Genomic DNA, 18,555 nt, shown 5'->3' with positions numbered 1-18,555 from the left:
AAGGGAAGTGGAAGTTTGCGCTCTTCGGGATTTATAATTCCGAAGTACAGATAAATAGGATTTATAATCCCATTTACATAAAATCCACTTTGCGCTTCAGGCTTTGCAATGCCACTATGCACTATTAACTATTCACTTTTTCCTCCCTCATCCTTTTCATTTAACCCTCAACAATTCCAGTTAATCAGTTAAACAATCCCACAATTCATCAACCCAACAATTCATCAATTAAACAATGATACTATTTTACCAGACCCCTTTTAACATTTAACAATTAACCTTTAACAAATCCAGTAAAAACCCTAGGCTATCATATCAATCGCCCTTACAGGGCTTGACAATTTATGCCTTAAAAGTTGTCCATTGATAAGTCAGGGTAAACCATTCCCTGATCAGAAGCACCCTGCATGGTGTTTTCTGCTCCTCAGAAATGAAGGAGCAAGTTTGAAATTTGCTCAGACCTTTTAACCTTTAACAATTAACTTTTAACAATTAACCTTTAACAAATCCAGGTAATCAATTAAACAGTTAAACAATCCCACAAATAAACTATCAACTATTCTTTCCATCATCCAGTATTTTTCAGCCCACTAGCCAAGGCAGTAGTGATTTCCAAAAGCCTTTTGATCATTTTTTCGGAATCCTCGGTATTGTTGCCCTTGATCTGTCTCCAAGCTTTCAACTCATGGATCTGCAGCTCATGGAGTGCCTGTAGCGCATTTGACCTCCTTTTCATATTGTCTATTTGGCTTGTTCTCCTGACCTCTCTGGGTCTGCCAAACATCTTTTGGATTTCATCCAGGCTTCTGTGGTACTCCTCGATAAGGTTAGCACTGATGTCAAGCCTGAGCTTTTCATCTGAAACGAGTTCGGAATAGGCTTTCATAATGCTCAAATCCGCATTCATCAGGTTTGTTTCAACTTGGATAAGTATATACCTCAACAAAGGCCAACTGTCAGCATTGTCTTGAAGTTGTTGATATACCTTCGAGTTTTCTTCACGCAGGTACATCAGCGCATGTCCTATTCCATACCAACCCGTAATGTTGAAGCGGGATTGGCTCCAAGAGAAAACCCAGGGAATAGCCCTTAAATCAGATAAAGACCTAGCTCCAGTTCTTCTTGCAGGTCTTGAGCCTATCTTGCTCATTTCCAAAACGTCAATGGGTGTGGCCTGACCATAAAACGCTATAAATGATGGATGCTCGATGAGTTTTCGGTAATACTGTAAGGAATGGTCTGAAAGACTTCTAAGCGCTTCAAGTGGATAGCCATTGGGCTGCTTCGGATAAAGGGTGTATGCAGTCTGTAGCAACATGCCTGAAAGTAGCATTTCCATATTGTAGGTACCATTGAGCAGATTGGCAAACTGTTGGGCTATGGTCTCTCCCTGAACAGTCAGCTTCATTTCACCACTCAAACTTCCCGGAGGCATACTTTCCAGGAATCGATGATATTTGCCTCCCCCTCGGCTGATTGTTCCTCCTATACCGTGGAAGTACCTAAACTTGATTTGATGTTTGGCAGCAACCTTAGCCAGTTCTTCTTCAGTACAATAAATATTATAGCGGCTGGCGATGATCCCACCGTCCTTGTTGCTGTCCGAATAGCCTAACATGATCTCTTGAACAGGGGATTTAGGATAAGCAGGATGGGAAAGATAGCTTTCCATAATGTCTGCTGAATTTTCCAAATCCTCTATCGTCTCAAAAAGTGGAGCCACTTGAAAAATATTCCTGTCCAGTCCTGCTTCCCGCATCAACAAGTAAACGGTCAACAGATCACGAAGACTTCTGGTCATGGATATGATAAAAGTCCCAATCCCTTCCGAACCATACTTTCTTGTGTGGTTTTTGACTGCCCTGTAACAGTCCAAAACCTTATCAGCTTCTTCTCCAAATTTCTCTCCCGAAATGGCAAAAGGACGGTTACTTTTCAGTTCTTCATTGATGAAATCCAGCTTTTCATTTTCTGTCCATTCTCTGAAAGCTTTCCTTTCAGGGAAAGTTTTGAGAAGAATCTGTTCCATTGCTTTATCGTGAAATTCTGAATTCTGCCTGATGTCCAGTTTGACGAGATGGAAGCCAAAACACTGAAGTAATCTTTCCACTGGAAAAAGAAGCTGCCTGATAATTTTATCAGCCCCTAATTCAGTAAGGCTTGACCTCAACAAGGAAAGATCTGACATGAGTTCCTCGGCATTTTGGTACTGAAAATTCTTGTTTCCCAGCGCTGTATAATCCAATTTGATGATGATCAGGTTGATAAATTGCCTCCAAGGTTCCAAGGAATTTCTGTTGATGGCCTTCTGTCCCAGCTCCCCCAAAGCTTCTGCTCTTTCCAGGATTTCCCTTTTGAAATAGGCCGGAACATCATTTCTTATTTCAGAAAAACTAAGCTTTGAACCCAATTCGAAAATCTCGCTTCTTATCAATTTGATAGCGGCTTTTCTATGTTCCCAAAGAGTTTCTTCAGTCAATTCTGCACTCACATAAGGGTGCCCATCTCTATCTCCACCTACCCAGCTTCCAAATTGCAGCACAGGGAAATTATCAGGACTTTTTAACTTTTTTGAATCAAATCCTGCTTGTACCCAACTGTGTTCCAGCTGTTGATCTGTTTTTTCCAGAATGAGTGGGAATACCTTGGTGAAATAATGCATGACATTATTTCGCTCTGTTTTGACAGTAGGTTTTTCCAGATAAACTTCCCCTGATCTCCACCAACGTTCCAGCAAGGCGGTGATTTCTCTGGTAATCTCGTCCTTTTCCTTCTTCGAAAAAGAGCTGTTTTCCAGTTTCACCAATTGCAAGTAAAGATCCCTGTGGAGTTCTATGATAGAGATTCTCTTGGCTTCAGTTGGATGGGCTGTCAAAACAGGTGAGAGATGGATTTGCCGTATGGTGTTTAGGATTTCGTTTTCGCTGATCCCCATGGATTTTAGTCTGGTAAGTGTCTCGCTGAAAGAGCCTCTGATAGACGCCATACCTTTGTGATCTTCCACATTACGTCTAAACTGCACCGCGGCATTTTCCTCAACCAAATTCATAAGCTGAAGGTAAATACTTAATACCTGAATGTGCTTTTCCTCGGTCTCTGAACCCATTTTTAAAATGGACTCCTTATCTAATTTTTGATCCAGGATTTCTGCGAGTTTATCTTCGCCCAGATCTGTAAGGACTTTCTTGAAGCAGTCCCGCAAAAATGACATATCCGAAGAAATTTTTTCAAAAATGAATTCTGGTTTTATTGTGCTCATAGCTGTAATATCAAAGTTTTTTATATTCTTGAATCTTATTATTCAAAATCAATTTTAAAAGGGGCTGCCGGTAATCCGTTTTTATTGTAAAGATTGGCTTGCTCGGGGTTATCCGCCCAAGCGTAGCGCAAATGTTTGGGCTTTGAAATTTGATCGTGCCAAACAATAACCTGATTATTTTTAATCTCGGCATTTGCCCAAACAAAAACCCCATCTTCCCCTGCAAGAGCAAAGTGCCGCAATGCTCTTCCGTCTTTGGCATTTAATCCATCTCCTACATGATCAAAGTCCAAAACGATTCTATTGTTTTCTATTTGATATGATTTGAAAAAAAGGGCCGGAACTTACTAGATCTGTCTCTTTATATACCAGCTTTCTGGCTTGCAAAAAGAGTCTTTCTGCCACATCTTTTTTATTTAAAGGATGTATATCATTCCATTCACCCAAGTCAATAGCCACCACCATAACGGTATTGGGAAGGCTCAAAGCAGCTGCTTGGGCCTCCCGCAATTTAGCCCAGTTGCTGTTTTGAGGCTCTTGGGAAGAGGAGAGATAATTGGGCAGCTGCACATACAAAAAAGGCAATTCTTCATGTTTAAACGTCTCCCGCCAATCCTGTATCAAAGTCTGAAATAAATCAGCGTAATCCTCCGGCCTGTCTGCATTGGATTCACCTTGGTACCAGAGAACTCCTTTGAATGCGTAATTCTGCAATGGCGCAATCATTGCGTTGTAAAGTCCAACAGGCTTCCACCTGATAAAGGTTTGCGCGGGAAGCGGAGGCATTTGGGCACCTACCTTATAATGCCAAAGCCCCTCTAATGATATTTTTTGCTCTTCAAAAACTATCTCATAAGGCTTGTCCGGTATAAAGCCAGCTTCTCCGGAATTATTGATCAAGCGAACTACAATACTGTTTTGACCGCTTTTCAAAACTCCTTCTGGGATTATATACCGTCTGGGAGGGTATTGGTAGCCAGTACTGCCTATAAATTTTCCATTGATAAAAACAGAATCAGCGTCAATCAAAGTACCCAAATTGATGGCTGCGGGTTTTCCATTGAAACTTTCCGGCAGCTTGACATTTTTTCTAAACCACACCACACCGACTAGACCTTCCAAGGCTGTTCCTTTCCATAAAGTTGGGTTTTCTATTTCTTCCCAATCATCCAATTCCAATTCGGAAGTGTACCAGGCTTTTGGATCTTGATAGCCTTGGTCTTTTTGAAAAAGTTGGGAATACCAATGTGAAGATTTTTGAGCATCTTGGCTTTCAATTTCTTTGATTAAGTCATCATTCTTAAACCTTTGTAATTCATGGTGGTAAGTGGGAAATTTTTTAATGGACTCTTCTGAAATCCAGGCTTCAGCAGGAGACCCGCCCAAGGCTGCATTGACAATGCCTACGGGAATATCATGATGTAAGTGCAGAGAGCGTGCAAAAAAGAAGGAAATTGCCGGAATTGAAAGGATATTTTCTTGCGATATGGATTGCCACTTTCCGTTGGAGAGATCCCTGTTTTTTTTATTGAAATCGTATCGCTTTGGCACTTCAAAATACCGGATCAAAGGAAAATCGGCAGATTTGATATCCTCTTCATACAAAGGGCTTACCCTTTGCATATTGATTTCCATATTGGATTGGCCTGAAACCAACCAAACATCACCGATTAAGATGTCATTCAAGACGATTTCGTTTTGACCTTTAAATAATATTTGATGTGGCCCTCCATAGGGTAGTGGTTCTAATATCAGGGACCAATTCCCATTCTCATCTGCTTTTGCTTGATAGGTCTCCCCTAAAAAAATGACTTGAATGGTTTCTTTTGGTTGAGCCCATCCCCAGATTTTCAATGGGGTATCTCTTTGAAGAACCATTCCATTGCTGATTAATTTGGGAAGTCTGATATCGGCAAAGCTTTGGGAATGACTAATCAGGAAAATCAGAATTGCCCAGATGAGGCCTTGGGCTTTGAAAAATTTAATCATGGTATTCCGTAAGGTATTTTTAGGTTGAAAGAGCTTTCAATTTCCAGAATTACGCCTTGAATTCAAAATTGAATCGGATTGAATATAAAGCTTGTCTGAACAATTGTTCCAATAAAACCTAAAAAATCTATTGAGAGAATGAAAGCTTTCAGGTTTTCTGCCAGTACTTTCTACTTAACAAAATAGAGGTTCCTTTTTTCAACTAAGTTCAAAGCCTGAAATACTCACCAGGTTTGCTGTAATTCTCAGTTTACCCATACTTTCAAAAATATAATTCTTAGTTTGTTAGGTGAAAAGTATGGTAAGCTTCTCTATTTGCTCATCTCGGGGTTTTGGAAGAAAAACCTGTCCCAAACATGAACAAAGTAAAGCAGGAGCAAGCCAATATTTTTTCAAAAATGATTTTTAAAAATTAAAAAAAACTAACTGCTAAAAAATTATGGAGACCCCTAACCCTGAAATCGAAGGAAAGCAGATCGGTGTGATCGCTTACCTGACTGTGATTGGCCTAATTGCGGCTTTTATCATGAATATGGAGAAAAAATACCCTTTTGCCCAATTTCATATCAGGCAAATGCTTGGGCTTTTTGTGACCGGACTAGCGCTGAGTTTTGTCAGTTGGGTGCCTTTTGTGGGCTGGCTATTGGCCATTGTAGGTTTCTTTTTGATGATCTATATGTGGATTATCGGGCTATTGGCAGCAATAAACGGAGAGATGAAGCCCCTTCCTGTATTGGGAGATAAATATGAAGAATGGTTCAAAAACCTTTGATTTTCTATTAATAAACAAATAAACAATGAAATACTGTTTACATCTGATTTTTGCATGCTTGGTTATTTTTCAAGCCAATGGCAAAGATTGTCCCCAAAAACTAGTCTATGGCAATCCGGAATGGGCCAATAAAATAGAGGTTCAAAATGGAAGTCAATCCAGGACCTTTTATTTTGAAAAGGCACTGTTGGAAAAAAGGGGAGATCTTGTGACTTTAACCATTCCTACATTTATAGAAGAAGGAATACATCAGGAAAATTACATATCACTGGAAATGTCCAATTTTGTGGATGCTGAAGCTCCTTCAATTGAGGGGGAGTATTTTATAAGAAATGTAAATTTCGGAACTCAAGGCATTGACTGTATGGAGATTGAGCGGGATTTTGGAAGCTCTGGGGTAAAATATGAGAGAAAAATAGCTATAAAGAAGGCTATAGAAGATTTTTGGGAAATTGATTTTGACATAGAACCAAAAAACAGGGATGGTCTAAGCCAAGTAAGCGGTATCCTCAAGGAGGTTAGCTTTAGGGAGATCAAAGAGTCTACTCAAAATGAAAATTCATTTGTAAACTTTCAAACTTCAAAAGGGGAACTGAAAGGATCAGTCAAATACCTTGAAGACTATGACAGAGAAACCAATACTGAGCAAGGCCTTCATGCAGAATTTGAAGACGAAGCTATAGGCAGTTTTTCTATCAGGCCGTTTGAGGGAAAAGCAGGTGTTTACCGTCTAGGGTCTATGGGTAACAGGTTTGTGGTATTTCATAGCATGGAAAACGGAGAGGTAGCATTTGATTTTTATGTTTTTGATTTTGAAGACATCAAAAAGGTTCAGGCCAGTACTTTTTTTGATTTTGCTATAGGAGAGATTTTAATCAATGATTTTGAGCCAATTAGCAAAGTCAATGTAAAAGGGCCATTGAATCATATCGGAGAAATTTTCAATAAATATGACTTTGTAGGCGCATACCATATTGATGCTAGGATAGCTGAAAAAGAGGGTTTTCACTATCAGTATTCAGAAGCTGCTTCAGATAAGGACTATCCTAATGCGCTGAAGTTTTACAAACAGAAAAGTATTCCTGAAATCAATTTGGTACATCAATCCGGTACATTCATATTTTCTGAAAAATCAGAGGGTAATTCACTTTTGTCCAGCATCAAACCTATGGAAGAGGAAGAAGAGAGCAAGGGGCTGGATTGTAACATGATTTTCGAAGAAACAATGAAAAAAGTGCAGGAGAAATTCGGTTCAAACGAACCCCAAAGTGAAGAAGAGGAACTGGAATTTATGCGCTATTATGCCGAAGTGGCATCGGAATACGGTTTGGATGCCGGTGATATTTCAGAATTGGATGCCAATGAAATCCAAGATCGTTTGATGGAAGTGGCAGAAGTAAATTGTCAAAAGGATTCCAGACATAGAATGGAACCCGTTTATATCCAAGCGGAATTGAAAGACGGGTATAAAGTGACCTCAAGACCTTATTTTGTACAATTGCGCTTTGCAGACATGACTCTAAAAAGAAGTTCCGGTGAAATGGAGTTTATTGTTGAAAATGAAGAGCAGGGCAAGCACAATCTTAAGACCAAGCAATTTGGTGAACTTCCGGATATGGCCGCCTTTTTACAGATTTTGGGAGGTATTCAGTTTGAGATGGGTAAGGCATATCAATTGGATTTTCAGGATTTCAAACTTACCCAGTCTACTTCTGCGAGTTCTGGATTCGAGGGAGGAAATCGGATGGTTCGCAAGCAGAATGTTTATCCTGTTTTGGCGGAATTTGTATTGGAAGCTACAGAATCGGTAAACGTAGGGGATAGAGAAGCTTATAAAATTCAAATCATGCACAAGGATTTCGGAGATGGACATTTACTCCTGAATTTTGTATTATCGCCGAGTCCAGGTCATGGCCCTTACAGATATGGAGGGTTTTTGTATGTAGACAAAAAAGATGGACAGCTTTTGAAAGCAGAAAACCGGGATGGAGAAACTGTCTTTGATTCTTAAAATTTTCCTTATTGAGCTCCAATACTAAAAAATAGAGGCAGCAATTGTTGTCTCTATTTTTTTTATAAAAGCATATTTCAGCCCATTTATTAGCCATTTAAAAACCAAATTATCTTCTGATATCAAAAAACAATGACTTTTATCTGTTTTGATTGCGAGATATATGAATAGTAATATATTTGTCAGATTGAAAATTTGACAATAAACTCAAAAAACGCTTTATGGAACAAATGTTTATTTATTTGGTGCCCTTGTTGGGAATCATCGGATTGATCATTATGGCAATCAAGTCTGCCTGGGTAACCAAGCAGGACGCAGGAGACAGTACCATGGCAGAACTGGCAGAGCATATCGCCAAAGGAGCTATGGCATTTTTAAAAGCTGAGTGGAAAATACTCGGTTATTTTGTTGTCATTGCCGCAATCATTCTGGGTTGGTCGGGAACTTTGGTAGAGACTTCCAGTCCTGTTATAGCAATTTCCTTTATCATTGGAGCGGTGCTCTCAGCATTTGCTGGATACATGGGGATGAATATTGCTACCAAGGCCAATGTCCGAACCACACAGGCTGCCAAAACAAGTTTGAAACAAGCGCTTAAAGTATCCTTTACAGGAGGTTCCGTGATGGGGCTTGGAGTAGCGGGCTTGGCAGTCTTGGGTATGGGGTCTTTGTTTATTGTTTTCTATAACATGTTTGTGCTCTCCACAGGAGGAGATGTCAATGGCGCTGCCATGGAAACAGCATTGGAAGTTTTGGCAGGCTTTTCACTTGGTGCCGAATCAATAGCACTTTTTGCGCGTGTGGGCGGTGGCATTTATACCAAAGCTGCGGATGTTGGCGCTGACTTGGTCGGTAAAGTAGAAGCAGGAATACCAGAAGATGATGTAAGAAATCCCGCTACCATAGCCGATAATGTAGGAGATAATGTAGGAGATGTGGCCGGAATGGGAGCTGACCTATTCGGTTCTTATGTGGCGACAATTTTGGCTTCCATGGTTTTGGGAAGGGAGATCGTCTCTGCTGACAATTTTGGTGGAATTGCACCCATTCTTTTGCCTTTGGTGATCGCAGGTCTTGGCCTGATGTTTTCCATTGTGGGAACCTTGTTTGTCAGCATCAATAAAGAATCAGACAGCGTACAGGCCGCGTTGAATAAAGGGAACTGGATTTCAATATTGCTTACAGTAGCTGCTTCTTACCCGATTATCATGTACATGTTGCCTGAAGGAGATTTGGTATTGGCCAGAGGGGGTTCCATAGCATTTACCAAAATGGGAGTTTTCGGTGCAGTAGTCATTGGATTGATAGTAGGTGCGCTGATGAGTATGATTACAGAATATTATACAGCCATGGGCAAAAGGCCTGTCAATTCCATCATCAAGCAATCTTCCACCGGTCATGCTACCAATATTATTGGAGGTCTTTCTGTTGGGATGGAATCTACCGTATTGCCGATTTTGGTATTGGCAGGAGGTATTTACGGGTCGTTTTTGGCAGCAGGTCTTTACGGTGTGGCGATTGCAGCAGCAGGGATGATGGCCACCACTGCTATGCAGTTGGCGATTGATGCCTTTGGGCCTATTGCGGATAATGCTGGTGGTATTGCTGAGATGTCAGGTTTGCCTAAAGAGGTAAGAGAGCGTACTGACGTGCTGGATGCTGTGGGAAATACCACTGCGGCGGCAGGAAAAGGTTTTGCAATTGCCTCGGCTGCATTGACAGCTTTGGCTCTTTTTGCTGCCTACGTAGGCTTGGCAGGAATTGATTCAATAGATATTTATAAGGCGGATGTATTATCAGGTCTCTTTGTTGGGGCGATGATACCATTTATCTTCTCCTCATTGGCTATTGCGGCAGTAGGCCGTGCTGCCATGGATATGGTGAATGAAGTCAGGAGGCAGTTCAAAGAGATTCCGGGAATCATGGAATACAAGGCTAAGCCCGAATATGAAAAATGTGTTGAAATCTCTACACAGGCATCTATCAGAGAAATGGTAGCACCGGGAGCCATAGCATTGATCTCTCCTATGATTGTTGGGTTCGCATTTGGACCTGAAGTCTTGGGAGGCCTATTGGCAGGGATAACCGTATCAGGAGTTTTGATGGGTATTTTCCAAAATAATGCTGGTGGTGCCTGGGACAATGCCAAAAAATCATTCGAAAAAGGAGTAATGATAGATGGAACCATGCAGTATAAAGGATCTGAAGCGCACAAAGCTTCAGTAACCGGTGATACTGTGGGTGACCCCTTTAAGGATACCTCGGGGCCTTCTATGAATATTTTGATCAAATTGACATCCATTGTGGCCTTGGTGATCGCTCCGCACATTTCGGAAAGACCGCATGGGGAAATTGTAGAAAAAATGTCTCCTGAGGTAGAAGCAAAGGAAATTACAATGGACAAAATTCCTGAAGATCATTCAGCTCCTGAAGTAGTTGTATTGAGGTAAATTCCAAGATGCCTAAATTGAAAGCCTCTGAAAAATCAGGGGCTTTTTTTATTAAATCATTTGAGTTCGGATTTTTACAATTTTTTGTTAGTAAAAATGTTTTTCCAATTTTTATTCAGAGTGTCTTTTTTGTAGGCCAATTGAACACAATGATTCTATTGTTTGTGATTAAATTTCATATTCTTGCTATTTTAAGCTATATGAATATCCACTTTCTTACCAGTATAACCACAAAAGTGGATTATACCTATGATTTCAAGCTAATATCTATAAGTATCTAATATCAATTAATCACTTGTCCACTGTGGCGGATCGAAATGAATCAAGGAGCAGTTATTTATTGTTCTACTGGCATCATTCCGTATATCCATATTAAGCTTTATTCATCAACCTGTTTTACCGGATATATAAAATTATTGCCCAATATGGGTTGGATTTTTACCCTCCCCATCGAAAAGGAAAAATACTATAACTACTTCAAATTATAATAGGTAACTGATTGAGATATAGTGTCCCATTGAAAATGTTGATTGTTTGAAAGGCTATTGTTTTGCAGGTGAATAATTAGATGTAAGAATGTTTTAATATTATTATTTAGTAACAATTATATTGCAATTTGTTTTTTTATTCACAATATTTAATTCCGCTTATATTTTGTAAGTGATCTGGTTCACAGGTTTTTATGGGTTTGGATGGGCGATTGCCTCATTTCACCAACTCTTTGAGATGTTTTCGGTCCAGATTTTTTCTGGTTTATTCTAAGTTTATGTACAATTCAAATTCTAAAGTTTTATGAGGAAAAATTTTACTTTATTAGTTTTCTTCTTGTCTGCATTTTGTCTGAGCCTTCAGGGGTTTGGACAAAGTTTGTCAGTAAGTGGAAACGTGACTTCGCAAGAAGATGGAATGCCTTTACCGGGTGTCTCCATCTTGGTTCAGGGTACCAATACCGGAACAGTAACTGATCTTGATGGTAATTACTCCATCAATGTTCCATCCGGTAACAGTGTCCTGACATTTTCATTTATAGGTTTCGGCGCAGAGACTGTAAGGGTCAACAACAGGTCTACCATTGACGTGGTGATGTCCCCGGACACTGAGCAGTTGGGAGAGGTAGTAGTGACTGCATTTGGTCTTACGCAGGAGAAAAAGAAAATCTCTTTTTCCCAACAAGAAGTTGGTTCAGCAGAAATTCTGGCTTCCCGCGAGCAAAATGTAGTGGATGCCCTGAATGCCAAAGTAGCCGGTGTACAGGTAACCCGTCAGGGTGGATCAGCCGGTGCAGGTTCCAGTATTGTGATCAGAGGTATTCAATCTATTTCAGGGCAAAACCAACCCCTGTTTGTAGTTGATGGTGTGCCAATCAATAACTCCTTCAGAGCATCCATAGGTACATCAGGTGGTGTGGATTATGCCAATAGGGCTATTGATATCAACCCAAATGATATAGAAAGCATCTCTGTCTTGAAAGGGCCTGCAGCAACATCCCTCTATGGTATTCAGGGGGCAACTGGGGTAGTTTTGATCACTACAAAAAAAGGATCGAGGAAAAAAGGATTTACTGTAGATGTATCAACCAATACTTCTACGGATAGAATTATGAATTATTTCCCAGGACAGCTTAGGTACTCACAGGGAGATAATGGTGTCTACAACGGTGGAACTACATTCAACCATTACGGGGCTCCGATTTCTACATTGAGGTATGATACTTCAACTCCTTTTGCCAAGGATCCTAATGGTACAATTGTGGATATGAACCATCCCAATGCAGGACCAAGGGTTCCGGTATATGACAACCAAAGGTTATTCTTCCAAAATGGTTTTACCAATGATACCCACGTAGCTGTCTCTGCTGGAGATGAAAAGTCAAGTTTTTATCTATCTGCCGGAAATATGTATCAGGAAGGTATTATTCCCAATAATGATTTTAACAGAACTTCCCTGAAGCTCTCTGCAGATTCCAGATTGACTGAAAAGTTTAAAATCGGTGGATCTGTCAATTATGTCAACAGTACCTCTACAAAATTTGGACGGGGAGATAATTTCTCAGATGCTATCCAAGGACTGTACAGAACGCCACCATCTTTTGACAATTCAGCAGGTTTTGTTTACCCCAACGGAGAGCAGCGGAATTTCAGAGGGGCGGTTGACGGAAGCAGGCCATTTAGCCCGGATAATCCTTTTTGGACTGTCAATAACAACCCATATACGGATAATGTAAACAGGTTTATTTCTTTTCTCCAGACTGAAATTACTCCAAGTGATTGGTTGACCATTACCCACAGGTTGGGATTTGACTTTTCTCATGATGAAAGAACCCAGATTTGGGCACCGTCCTCCTCAGGAGGAGCAGCCATTTCAGCCAGTGGAGCGTTGGGAGGAAGGATTTATGAAGATACTTATACAGATAAAATCCTTAATTCTGATTTAATCCTTTCGGCCAACAAAGATCTGAATGAAAACTTTTCCACTACATTCCTGGTAGGGCATAATATGTTTTCATCCAATACCAGCAGTCTTTTTATGAATGGGACCAATTTTGCAATACCGGGTCTATTCAACATTGCAAATACTCAGGAGAACCCTGTTTTCACCAAGACAGATACCAGAAGAATGACTCAGGCAGTTTTCTCAAGAGCTAGCTTAGGTTATTTGAATTCCATGTTTTTGGAACTGTCTGTCAGAAATGAGTGGGCATCAACATTGCCTGCCAACAACAGGTCATTTACTTATGGAAGTGCCGGTCTGAGTGTGGTATTGACAGATCTATTGAAGCTTGAAAGCAGAACTTTAAGCTATGCGAAATTGAGAGGTTCTTATGCTGGGGCAGGTAATATTCCACCGGCCTTTTCCACAGATACATTTTATAATATTGCTACCACCGGAACCAGATATGCTTCGGGTGTCAGATTTCCTTTAGATGGAGTCGGTGGAGTGCTCTTGAGTACAGCAGCGGGCAATAATAACCTAAGGGCTGAATTTACCAATACCTTCGAAATAGGTGCTGATATCAGGTTATTTGAAAATAGAATTGGACTTGATGTGACCTATTACAATGCGATAAGTAGAGACCAGATTGTTTCTGTTCCCGTTCCTTCATCCACTGGCTTTATTTCCCAGCTTACCAATGCAGGAGAAATACAGAACAAGGGGATAGAGGCTGTTTTGACCAGTACCGTTTTGGATAGGGGGGACTTTTCTTGGGATATGATTTTCAACTTTACCCGAAACAGGAACTTTGTGATATCACTTCCCAATGACGAACCTATTGTGACGAATATGTTTGGGGCAAGAATTCAAAGCAGACTAATTCCGGGTGAACAGTTCGGAGTGTTTTACGGGAATGGATTTTTGAGAAATGATAATGGAGACGTATTGGTCAATCCACAAGGATTTCCAATGATGGATCCGGAACAGATCATGGTTGGAAATCCAAATCCTGACTTTTTGATTGGTTGGAGGAACAATTTTAATTATAAGAATTTCAACCTGACCATGTTATGGGATGTGAGAAAAGGTGGTGATGTCATCAACGTAACCGCATTCTGGATGGGTAATGGTTCCGGAGTGGCAGAACATACTTTGGATAGAAATAAAGTTGCTGTTTTCAGGGGGATCATAGAAAATCCAGGTGGAGATAATCATGGACAGGTCAACGATATTCCAGTGACCTTAGATCAGGCTGCATTTCAAGGTGCAGGTGCTGCAAATTCATTTGGAAGGGAGTTGACTGAAAGATGGGTACAGGATGGTTCCTGGATCAGATTGAGGGATGTTACGCTAAACTACTCTTTTCCTGCCGCAGCAGCGAGTAGATTGGGTATGAGCAGGGCATCTGTAGGTGTGTATGGAAGAAATCTCCTTCTATTTACCAATTATGGAGGGATAGATCCTGAAACAAACTTGGGTGGACCAAATGGAGCTGTTGGCCTGGACGCTTTCACTACTCCGAATATGAGAAGTTATGGTCTTACCATTAATGCTTCATTCTAATCCAAAAAGAAGAAAAGACATGAAAAATAAAATATTTATATATATCATGATGATTGTCGTATTGGTTTCATGTGAATCATTTGATGAAATCAATACCAATCCAAATCAGGCTACTGACGCATCTATTCAGGTGATATTTCCTGCGGTAACAGCGTCATTTGTTTATGGTCTCAACGGTGAATCAGCACAGTTTACGAGTATTTTGATGCAATACCTCACTGGGGTACTTGGAGATCAGCAACAGGTAAACAATTATGCTTTCATAGCCGATATGAGTGATGCTACCTGGAACAGATTCTATGCAAACTGCCTTTTGAATATCAAAAACATCAAAGCTAAATCCCAGGAACTTGGAGCTACCCATTACTTGGGAGCAGCCAAAATTATGGAAGCTGCTGTTTTAGGCTATTCTGTGGACCTTTGGAATGATATTCCTTACACAGAAGCGCTTCAATTGGATGAGATTTCCCAACCTAGTTTCGACAGTGCGGAAGAGATCTATGCCAGAGTACAGCAATTGCTCGATGAAGGAATAGCAGATCTTAATTCAGAAAGTACAACAAGTCCAAGTACCAATGATCTGATCTACAGGGCAAATAATGAGACACTTTGGAGACAAAACTCTCTTCCCAAATGGATCATGTTGGCCAATGCATTGAAAGCCAGGTATCATAACCATCTGAGTAAAGTAGATCCTGCCGGATCAGCAGCAGCTACTTTGGCGGCTATTGATGCCGGAACTTTTACTTCCAATGCTGACGAGCCTATTGTTTTGTTCGGATCTGAATTTGCAGGACCTTGGTTCCCTTATTTTCAGACCACCTTCGGCGAAAACAATGTAGGCATCAGCCAGCGCTTTATCGACTTACTTAGAGATCGTCTCGATGAAGGGATGGACGATCCAAGATTGCCTTTCTTTGTATCCGAAACTACAGCAGGCCTCTATGTGGGCACCCCTAACGGTTCATCCTCAAGACCTCAGGGTTCTGTTGTTCCGGGGCCTTATCTCAACACCAGGGAAGCGCCAACTCCGGTTTTGAACTTCAGTGAGCTTAAATTCATAGAGGCTGAGGCAGCTCTGAGAGCAGGACAGCAGGATCGTGCAGCTGATGCGTTTAATGTAGCTGTTGCTGCTTCTTTGCAAAGAATCACCGGATCCTCCAATGAAGCTTATGTAGAAAGATATGGAAGTGAAACCGGGGCATCCATTACTTTGGAAAGGATCATGGAGGAAAAGCACATTGACTTGTTTTTACAGGCAGAAGCTTGGACAGATTGGAGAAGAAGTACTCCTATTGGAGCGGCTAACACGGTGTCAGGAATTCCTATGTTGGAGCCATCACCGTCCAATTCTACCCAAGGAGCATTTCCTAGAAGGTTCATCTATCCCAATAGAGAAGTAGTGAACAATTCAGCAAATGTGCCTTCAGTGACCAATCAAGACAGAGTATTCTGGGACAGGTAATTCTTAAACCTTAAATGATGATGAAAATGAAAAATATATTAAACACAGCGGTGATACTTCTGACATTCGTTTTTGCGACGTCCTGTATCTTGGAGGAAGTGGAACCCGAATATGACGTAGTGGGTGCTGTAGGAACGATTTCAACGCTTACTGCATCTAATACCAATCCTGAAGTCGGACAAACGGTAACCTTTACCATGACTATCTTTTCGGAGCATGAACCGGCAACAGAACTGAGAATGAACAGAGGGACGGGAACTTCGGCCTCTACGGTAGAGACCAAGACTTTCACTTCCTGGAATACGGAAAATTCTTATGTGGAGTCATTTCAATATACCATTCCAGAAGATGCGGCAGGTACCACACTGACGATGGAATTTGTCTTAGTGACAGAAAGTAATTTTACAGCCAGACGCAGTATCAACCTGAATGTTGCTGCAGGAGAATAAGCAACTGAAAATAATAACCTTCTTGGAAGGTTTAATTAAAAAAACAGCTGGCCAAAGGTCCAGCTGTTTTTTTATGCCTCTTCTTCTGGGCGAAACCTAATTTCAGTAGGATAGGGGAATGCATGAAGCAACTCTCCTTTTTTGATTTGATTTTGTAAGCTTTGCCAATAATCAGGATTAAAAAGGTCTTTGTGATAATCCAAAAAATAGGCTTTTACATCCTCTCTTCCGATCATCCATTTTTTGAAGTCTTCCGGGAATACATCGTTTTCTTTGATGTCATACCAAGGTTCAGATGCATAGATTTGCTCATACGTTTCTGCTTTTGGCTTCCATCTGAAATTCATATCTGTCAGAAATTCTATTTCATCATAATCATAAAAGACCACCCTCTTTTGTCGCGTTACTCCGAAATTTTTTGTCAGCATATCACCGGGGAAAATGTTTGCCTTAGCCAATTGCAATATGGCATAACCATATTCTTCAACTACTTGCTTGGCTTCTTCAAAGTTACATTTTTCAAGATAAATGTTTAAAGGAACCATTTTTCTTTCTGTATATACATGTTTGATAATGAGTTCATTGGCATTGAACTCAAGAAGAGAGTTCACGGAGTTTTTAAGCTCCTCCATCAAACTGGGATGTACCCTGTCCAATGGAATATGAAACTCTTCAAATTCATGGGTATCGGCCATTCTTCCTACTCTGTCATGCAGCCCAACCATTTTGTACTTATCCCTTACTTCCTGTCGGGTCATGGTTTTCGGGGGATCAAAGTAATCCTTGATCATTTTGAAAACTATATTGTAAGAAGGCAGAGTAAATACAGTCATCACCATTCCCTTGATTCCTTCTGCTACTTCAAATTGATCAGTACTTTGCGCCAAATGGTTGATAAAATCTCTGTAAAACTCGGTTTTTCCATGTTTGTTGAAACCTATCGCATTGTACAGTTCATGAATCTGTTTGTGGGTAATGACAGAATTTAGAAAAGCCACTAGCTGCGAAGGTATTTCCACTTCTACCATAAAATAAGAGCGGGTAAAGCTGAATAAATGTGCCATGACCTTCGGGGCAAAAATCATAGTGTCCACATAGATGCCCCTTGGACCGTTCAGAAATGGGATTATAAAGGGCATCCATTTACCCCCAACTTTTGTCCTTCCCACCAAATAGGCCGCTTTGTTTCTATAGAAAACACTTTTGAGTACTTGGGTGATGGTATCCTCTGAGGGCTTATACCTAGATAAAATCACCTCTCTTACTGAATGAACCAGGAATTGTATGTCCTCTTCCTTATTCAAGTAGTTGGCTCCAAAGTCAAAATCCTCCATGATGGAGCGGATGATCTTCTGTAGCCCCCAACTGGAAGGATAGGAATGATAGAGGGATTCATTGGAATATATTGGACAGGAATTGTATCCCTCATATACAAACATGAGCTCTTCATGAATAGCCAATCCAGGGTAAACCTTTCGGATGATTGAATTGAAGAAAGTTTCTGCAAGTTCTTTGTCCAACCTATCTTTGATCTGTGTTTGATACTGGGTTTTGATTTTTTTCCAATAGCTGAAATCTTCAATGGTAGCTCCCAGCAAATCTTTCAATCTATTTTTAGTATCAAAAATATGATCTTTATAGAGCCGTAATCTTTTGACATGATTTTGCTGCATTCCGGCCCAATCCCTATTTCTAAAAAAACCAGGAGCCTTCTTGGTCAGTTCTCCAAATACCTCTATGTAATGGTTAAAACTTTCTTCAATTATTCTGCTGGTTTGAACTTGGTTTTCTTCCATATTCCTTTTTCAAAAATGCTACAATTATAAAAGTAAAAATATTGCGGAAAGCATCCCTTTAATCCGTTCAATTTTCTATCAATTCATCAGTAAAGGTTCTTCAATTTTAATAGATAATTTTATTTTCGGTATTTCATTTTTTCTTTTAATGTCAAATAAAAATTTTCTGGAATTTTTGAAGAAAAATGAAGTGTATATGTTGGTGATAATCTTTGAATTCCGAAATTATATTGGCCTGAAAATCTTATGTTTTCCAGACAAAATAAAATTTTCGCAATCGATTGTTTGGACAATAACAAAACATTATATACCTTTCTGACATGTTATTCAATCAATGAATATCTACAATAGGTTTAATAGGTTTGAGA

Annotated in this window: 10 protein-coding genes; 6 read left to right on the top strand and 4 right to left on the bottom strand. The window is 40.2% G+C overall.

Translation table 11 applies throughout. The features are described 5' to 3' along the window. Nucleotides 1-568: 568 nt before the first annotated feature. The 3 genes from A33Q_RS06590 to A33Q_RS06585 are packed head-to-tail and all read right to left on the bottom strand — an operon-like array spanning nucleotide 569 to nucleotide 5,248. Nucleotides 569-3,259 (bottom strand): phosphoenolpyruvate carboxylase, encoded by a 2,691-nt coding sequence (locus tag A33Q_RS06590; protein ID WP_009032723.1) that lies wholly within the window; start codon nucleotides 3,257-3,259, stop codon nucleotides 569-571. Between the two features lie 38 nt (nucleotides 3,260-3,297). Continuing rightward, complete coding sequence (locus A33Q_RS22345; protein WP_016254801.1) at nucleotides 3,298-3,552, bottom strand: hypothetical protein; 255 nt, start codon at nucleotides 3,550-3,552, stop codon at nucleotides 3,298-3,300. Between the two features lie 7 nt (nucleotides 3,553-3,559). Beyond that, the gene (locus A33Q_RS06585; protein ID WP_016254800.1) at nucleotides 3,560-5,248 is read right to left on the bottom strand and encodes a sialate O-acetylesterase; all 1,689 of its coding nucleotides are present in this window, start codon (nucleotides 5,246-5,248) and stop codon (nucleotides 3,560-3,562) included. Between the two features lie 439 nt (nucleotides 5,249-5,687). On the opposite strand from A33Q_RS06585, the gene A33Q_RS06580 reads away from it, so the two are divergent. The 6 genes from A33Q_RS06580 (at nucleotide 5,688) to A33Q_RS06550 (ending at nucleotide 16,391) form a co-directional block, all read left to right on the top strand. Continuing rightward, the gene (locus tag A33Q_RS06580; protein WP_009032722.1) at nucleotides 5,688-6,020 is read left to right on the top strand and encodes a DUF4870 domain-containing protein; all 333 of its coding nucleotides are present in this window, start codon (nucleotides 5,688-5,690) and stop codon (nucleotides 6,018-6,020) included. A gap of 25 nt (nucleotides 6,021-6,045) precedes the next feature. Continuing rightward, nucleotides 6,046-8,031, top strand: coding sequence for a hypothetical protein (locus tag A33Q_RS06575; RefSeq protein ID WP_009032721.1), 1,986 nt, complete (start codon nucleotides 6,046-6,048; stop codon nucleotides 8,029-8,031). 221 nt (nucleotides 8,032-8,252) lie between these two features. After that, complete coding sequence (locus A33Q_RS06570) at nucleotides 8,253-10,481, top strand: sodium-translocating pyrophosphatase (protein WP_009032720.1); 2,229 nt, start codon at nucleotides 8,253-8,255, stop codon at nucleotides 10,479-10,481. A gap of 792 nt (nucleotides 10,482-11,273) precedes the next feature. Next, nucleotides 11,274-14,477, top strand: coding sequence for a SusC/RagA family TonB-linked outer membrane protein (locus A33Q_RS06560; RefSeq protein ID WP_009032718.1), 3,204 nt, complete (start codon nucleotides 11,274-11,276; stop codon nucleotides 14,475-14,477). 19 nt (nucleotides 14,478-14,496) lie between these two features. Continuing rightward, nucleotides 14,497-15,942, top strand: a complete 1,446-nt coding sequence (locus A33Q_RS06555; protein WP_160169342.1) for a SusD/RagB family nutrient-binding outer membrane lipoprotein — start codon at nucleotides 14,497-14,499, stop codon at nucleotides 15,940-15,942. Between the two features lie 26 nt (nucleotides 15,943-15,968). Further along, nucleotides 15,969-16,391, top strand: coding sequence for a hypothetical protein (locus A33Q_RS06550; protein WP_152527383.1), 423 nt, complete (start codon nucleotides 15,969-15,971; stop codon nucleotides 16,389-16,391). Nucleotides 16,392-16,462: 71 nt separating this feature from the next. Here A33Q_RS06550 and aceK read toward each other — a convergent pair whose 3' ends face one another. Further along, nucleotides 16,463-18,187, bottom strand: coding sequence for a bifunctional isocitrate dehydrogenase kinase/phosphatase (aceK, locus tag A33Q_RS06545; RefSeq protein WP_009032715.1), 1,725 nt, complete (start codon nucleotides 18,185-18,187; stop codon nucleotides 16,463-16,465). Between the last annotated feature and the right edge of the window lie 368 nt (nucleotides 18,188-18,555).

This window comes from Indibacter alkaliphilus LW1 (genome assembly GCF_000295935.2).
GTDB lineage: Bacteria > Bacteroidota > Bacteroidia > Cytophagales > Cyclobacteriaceae > Indibacter > Indibacter alkaliphilus.
Note: the sequence above shows the minus strand (reverse complement) of the source record. Positions and strands in the feature narration are given on the sequence as shown.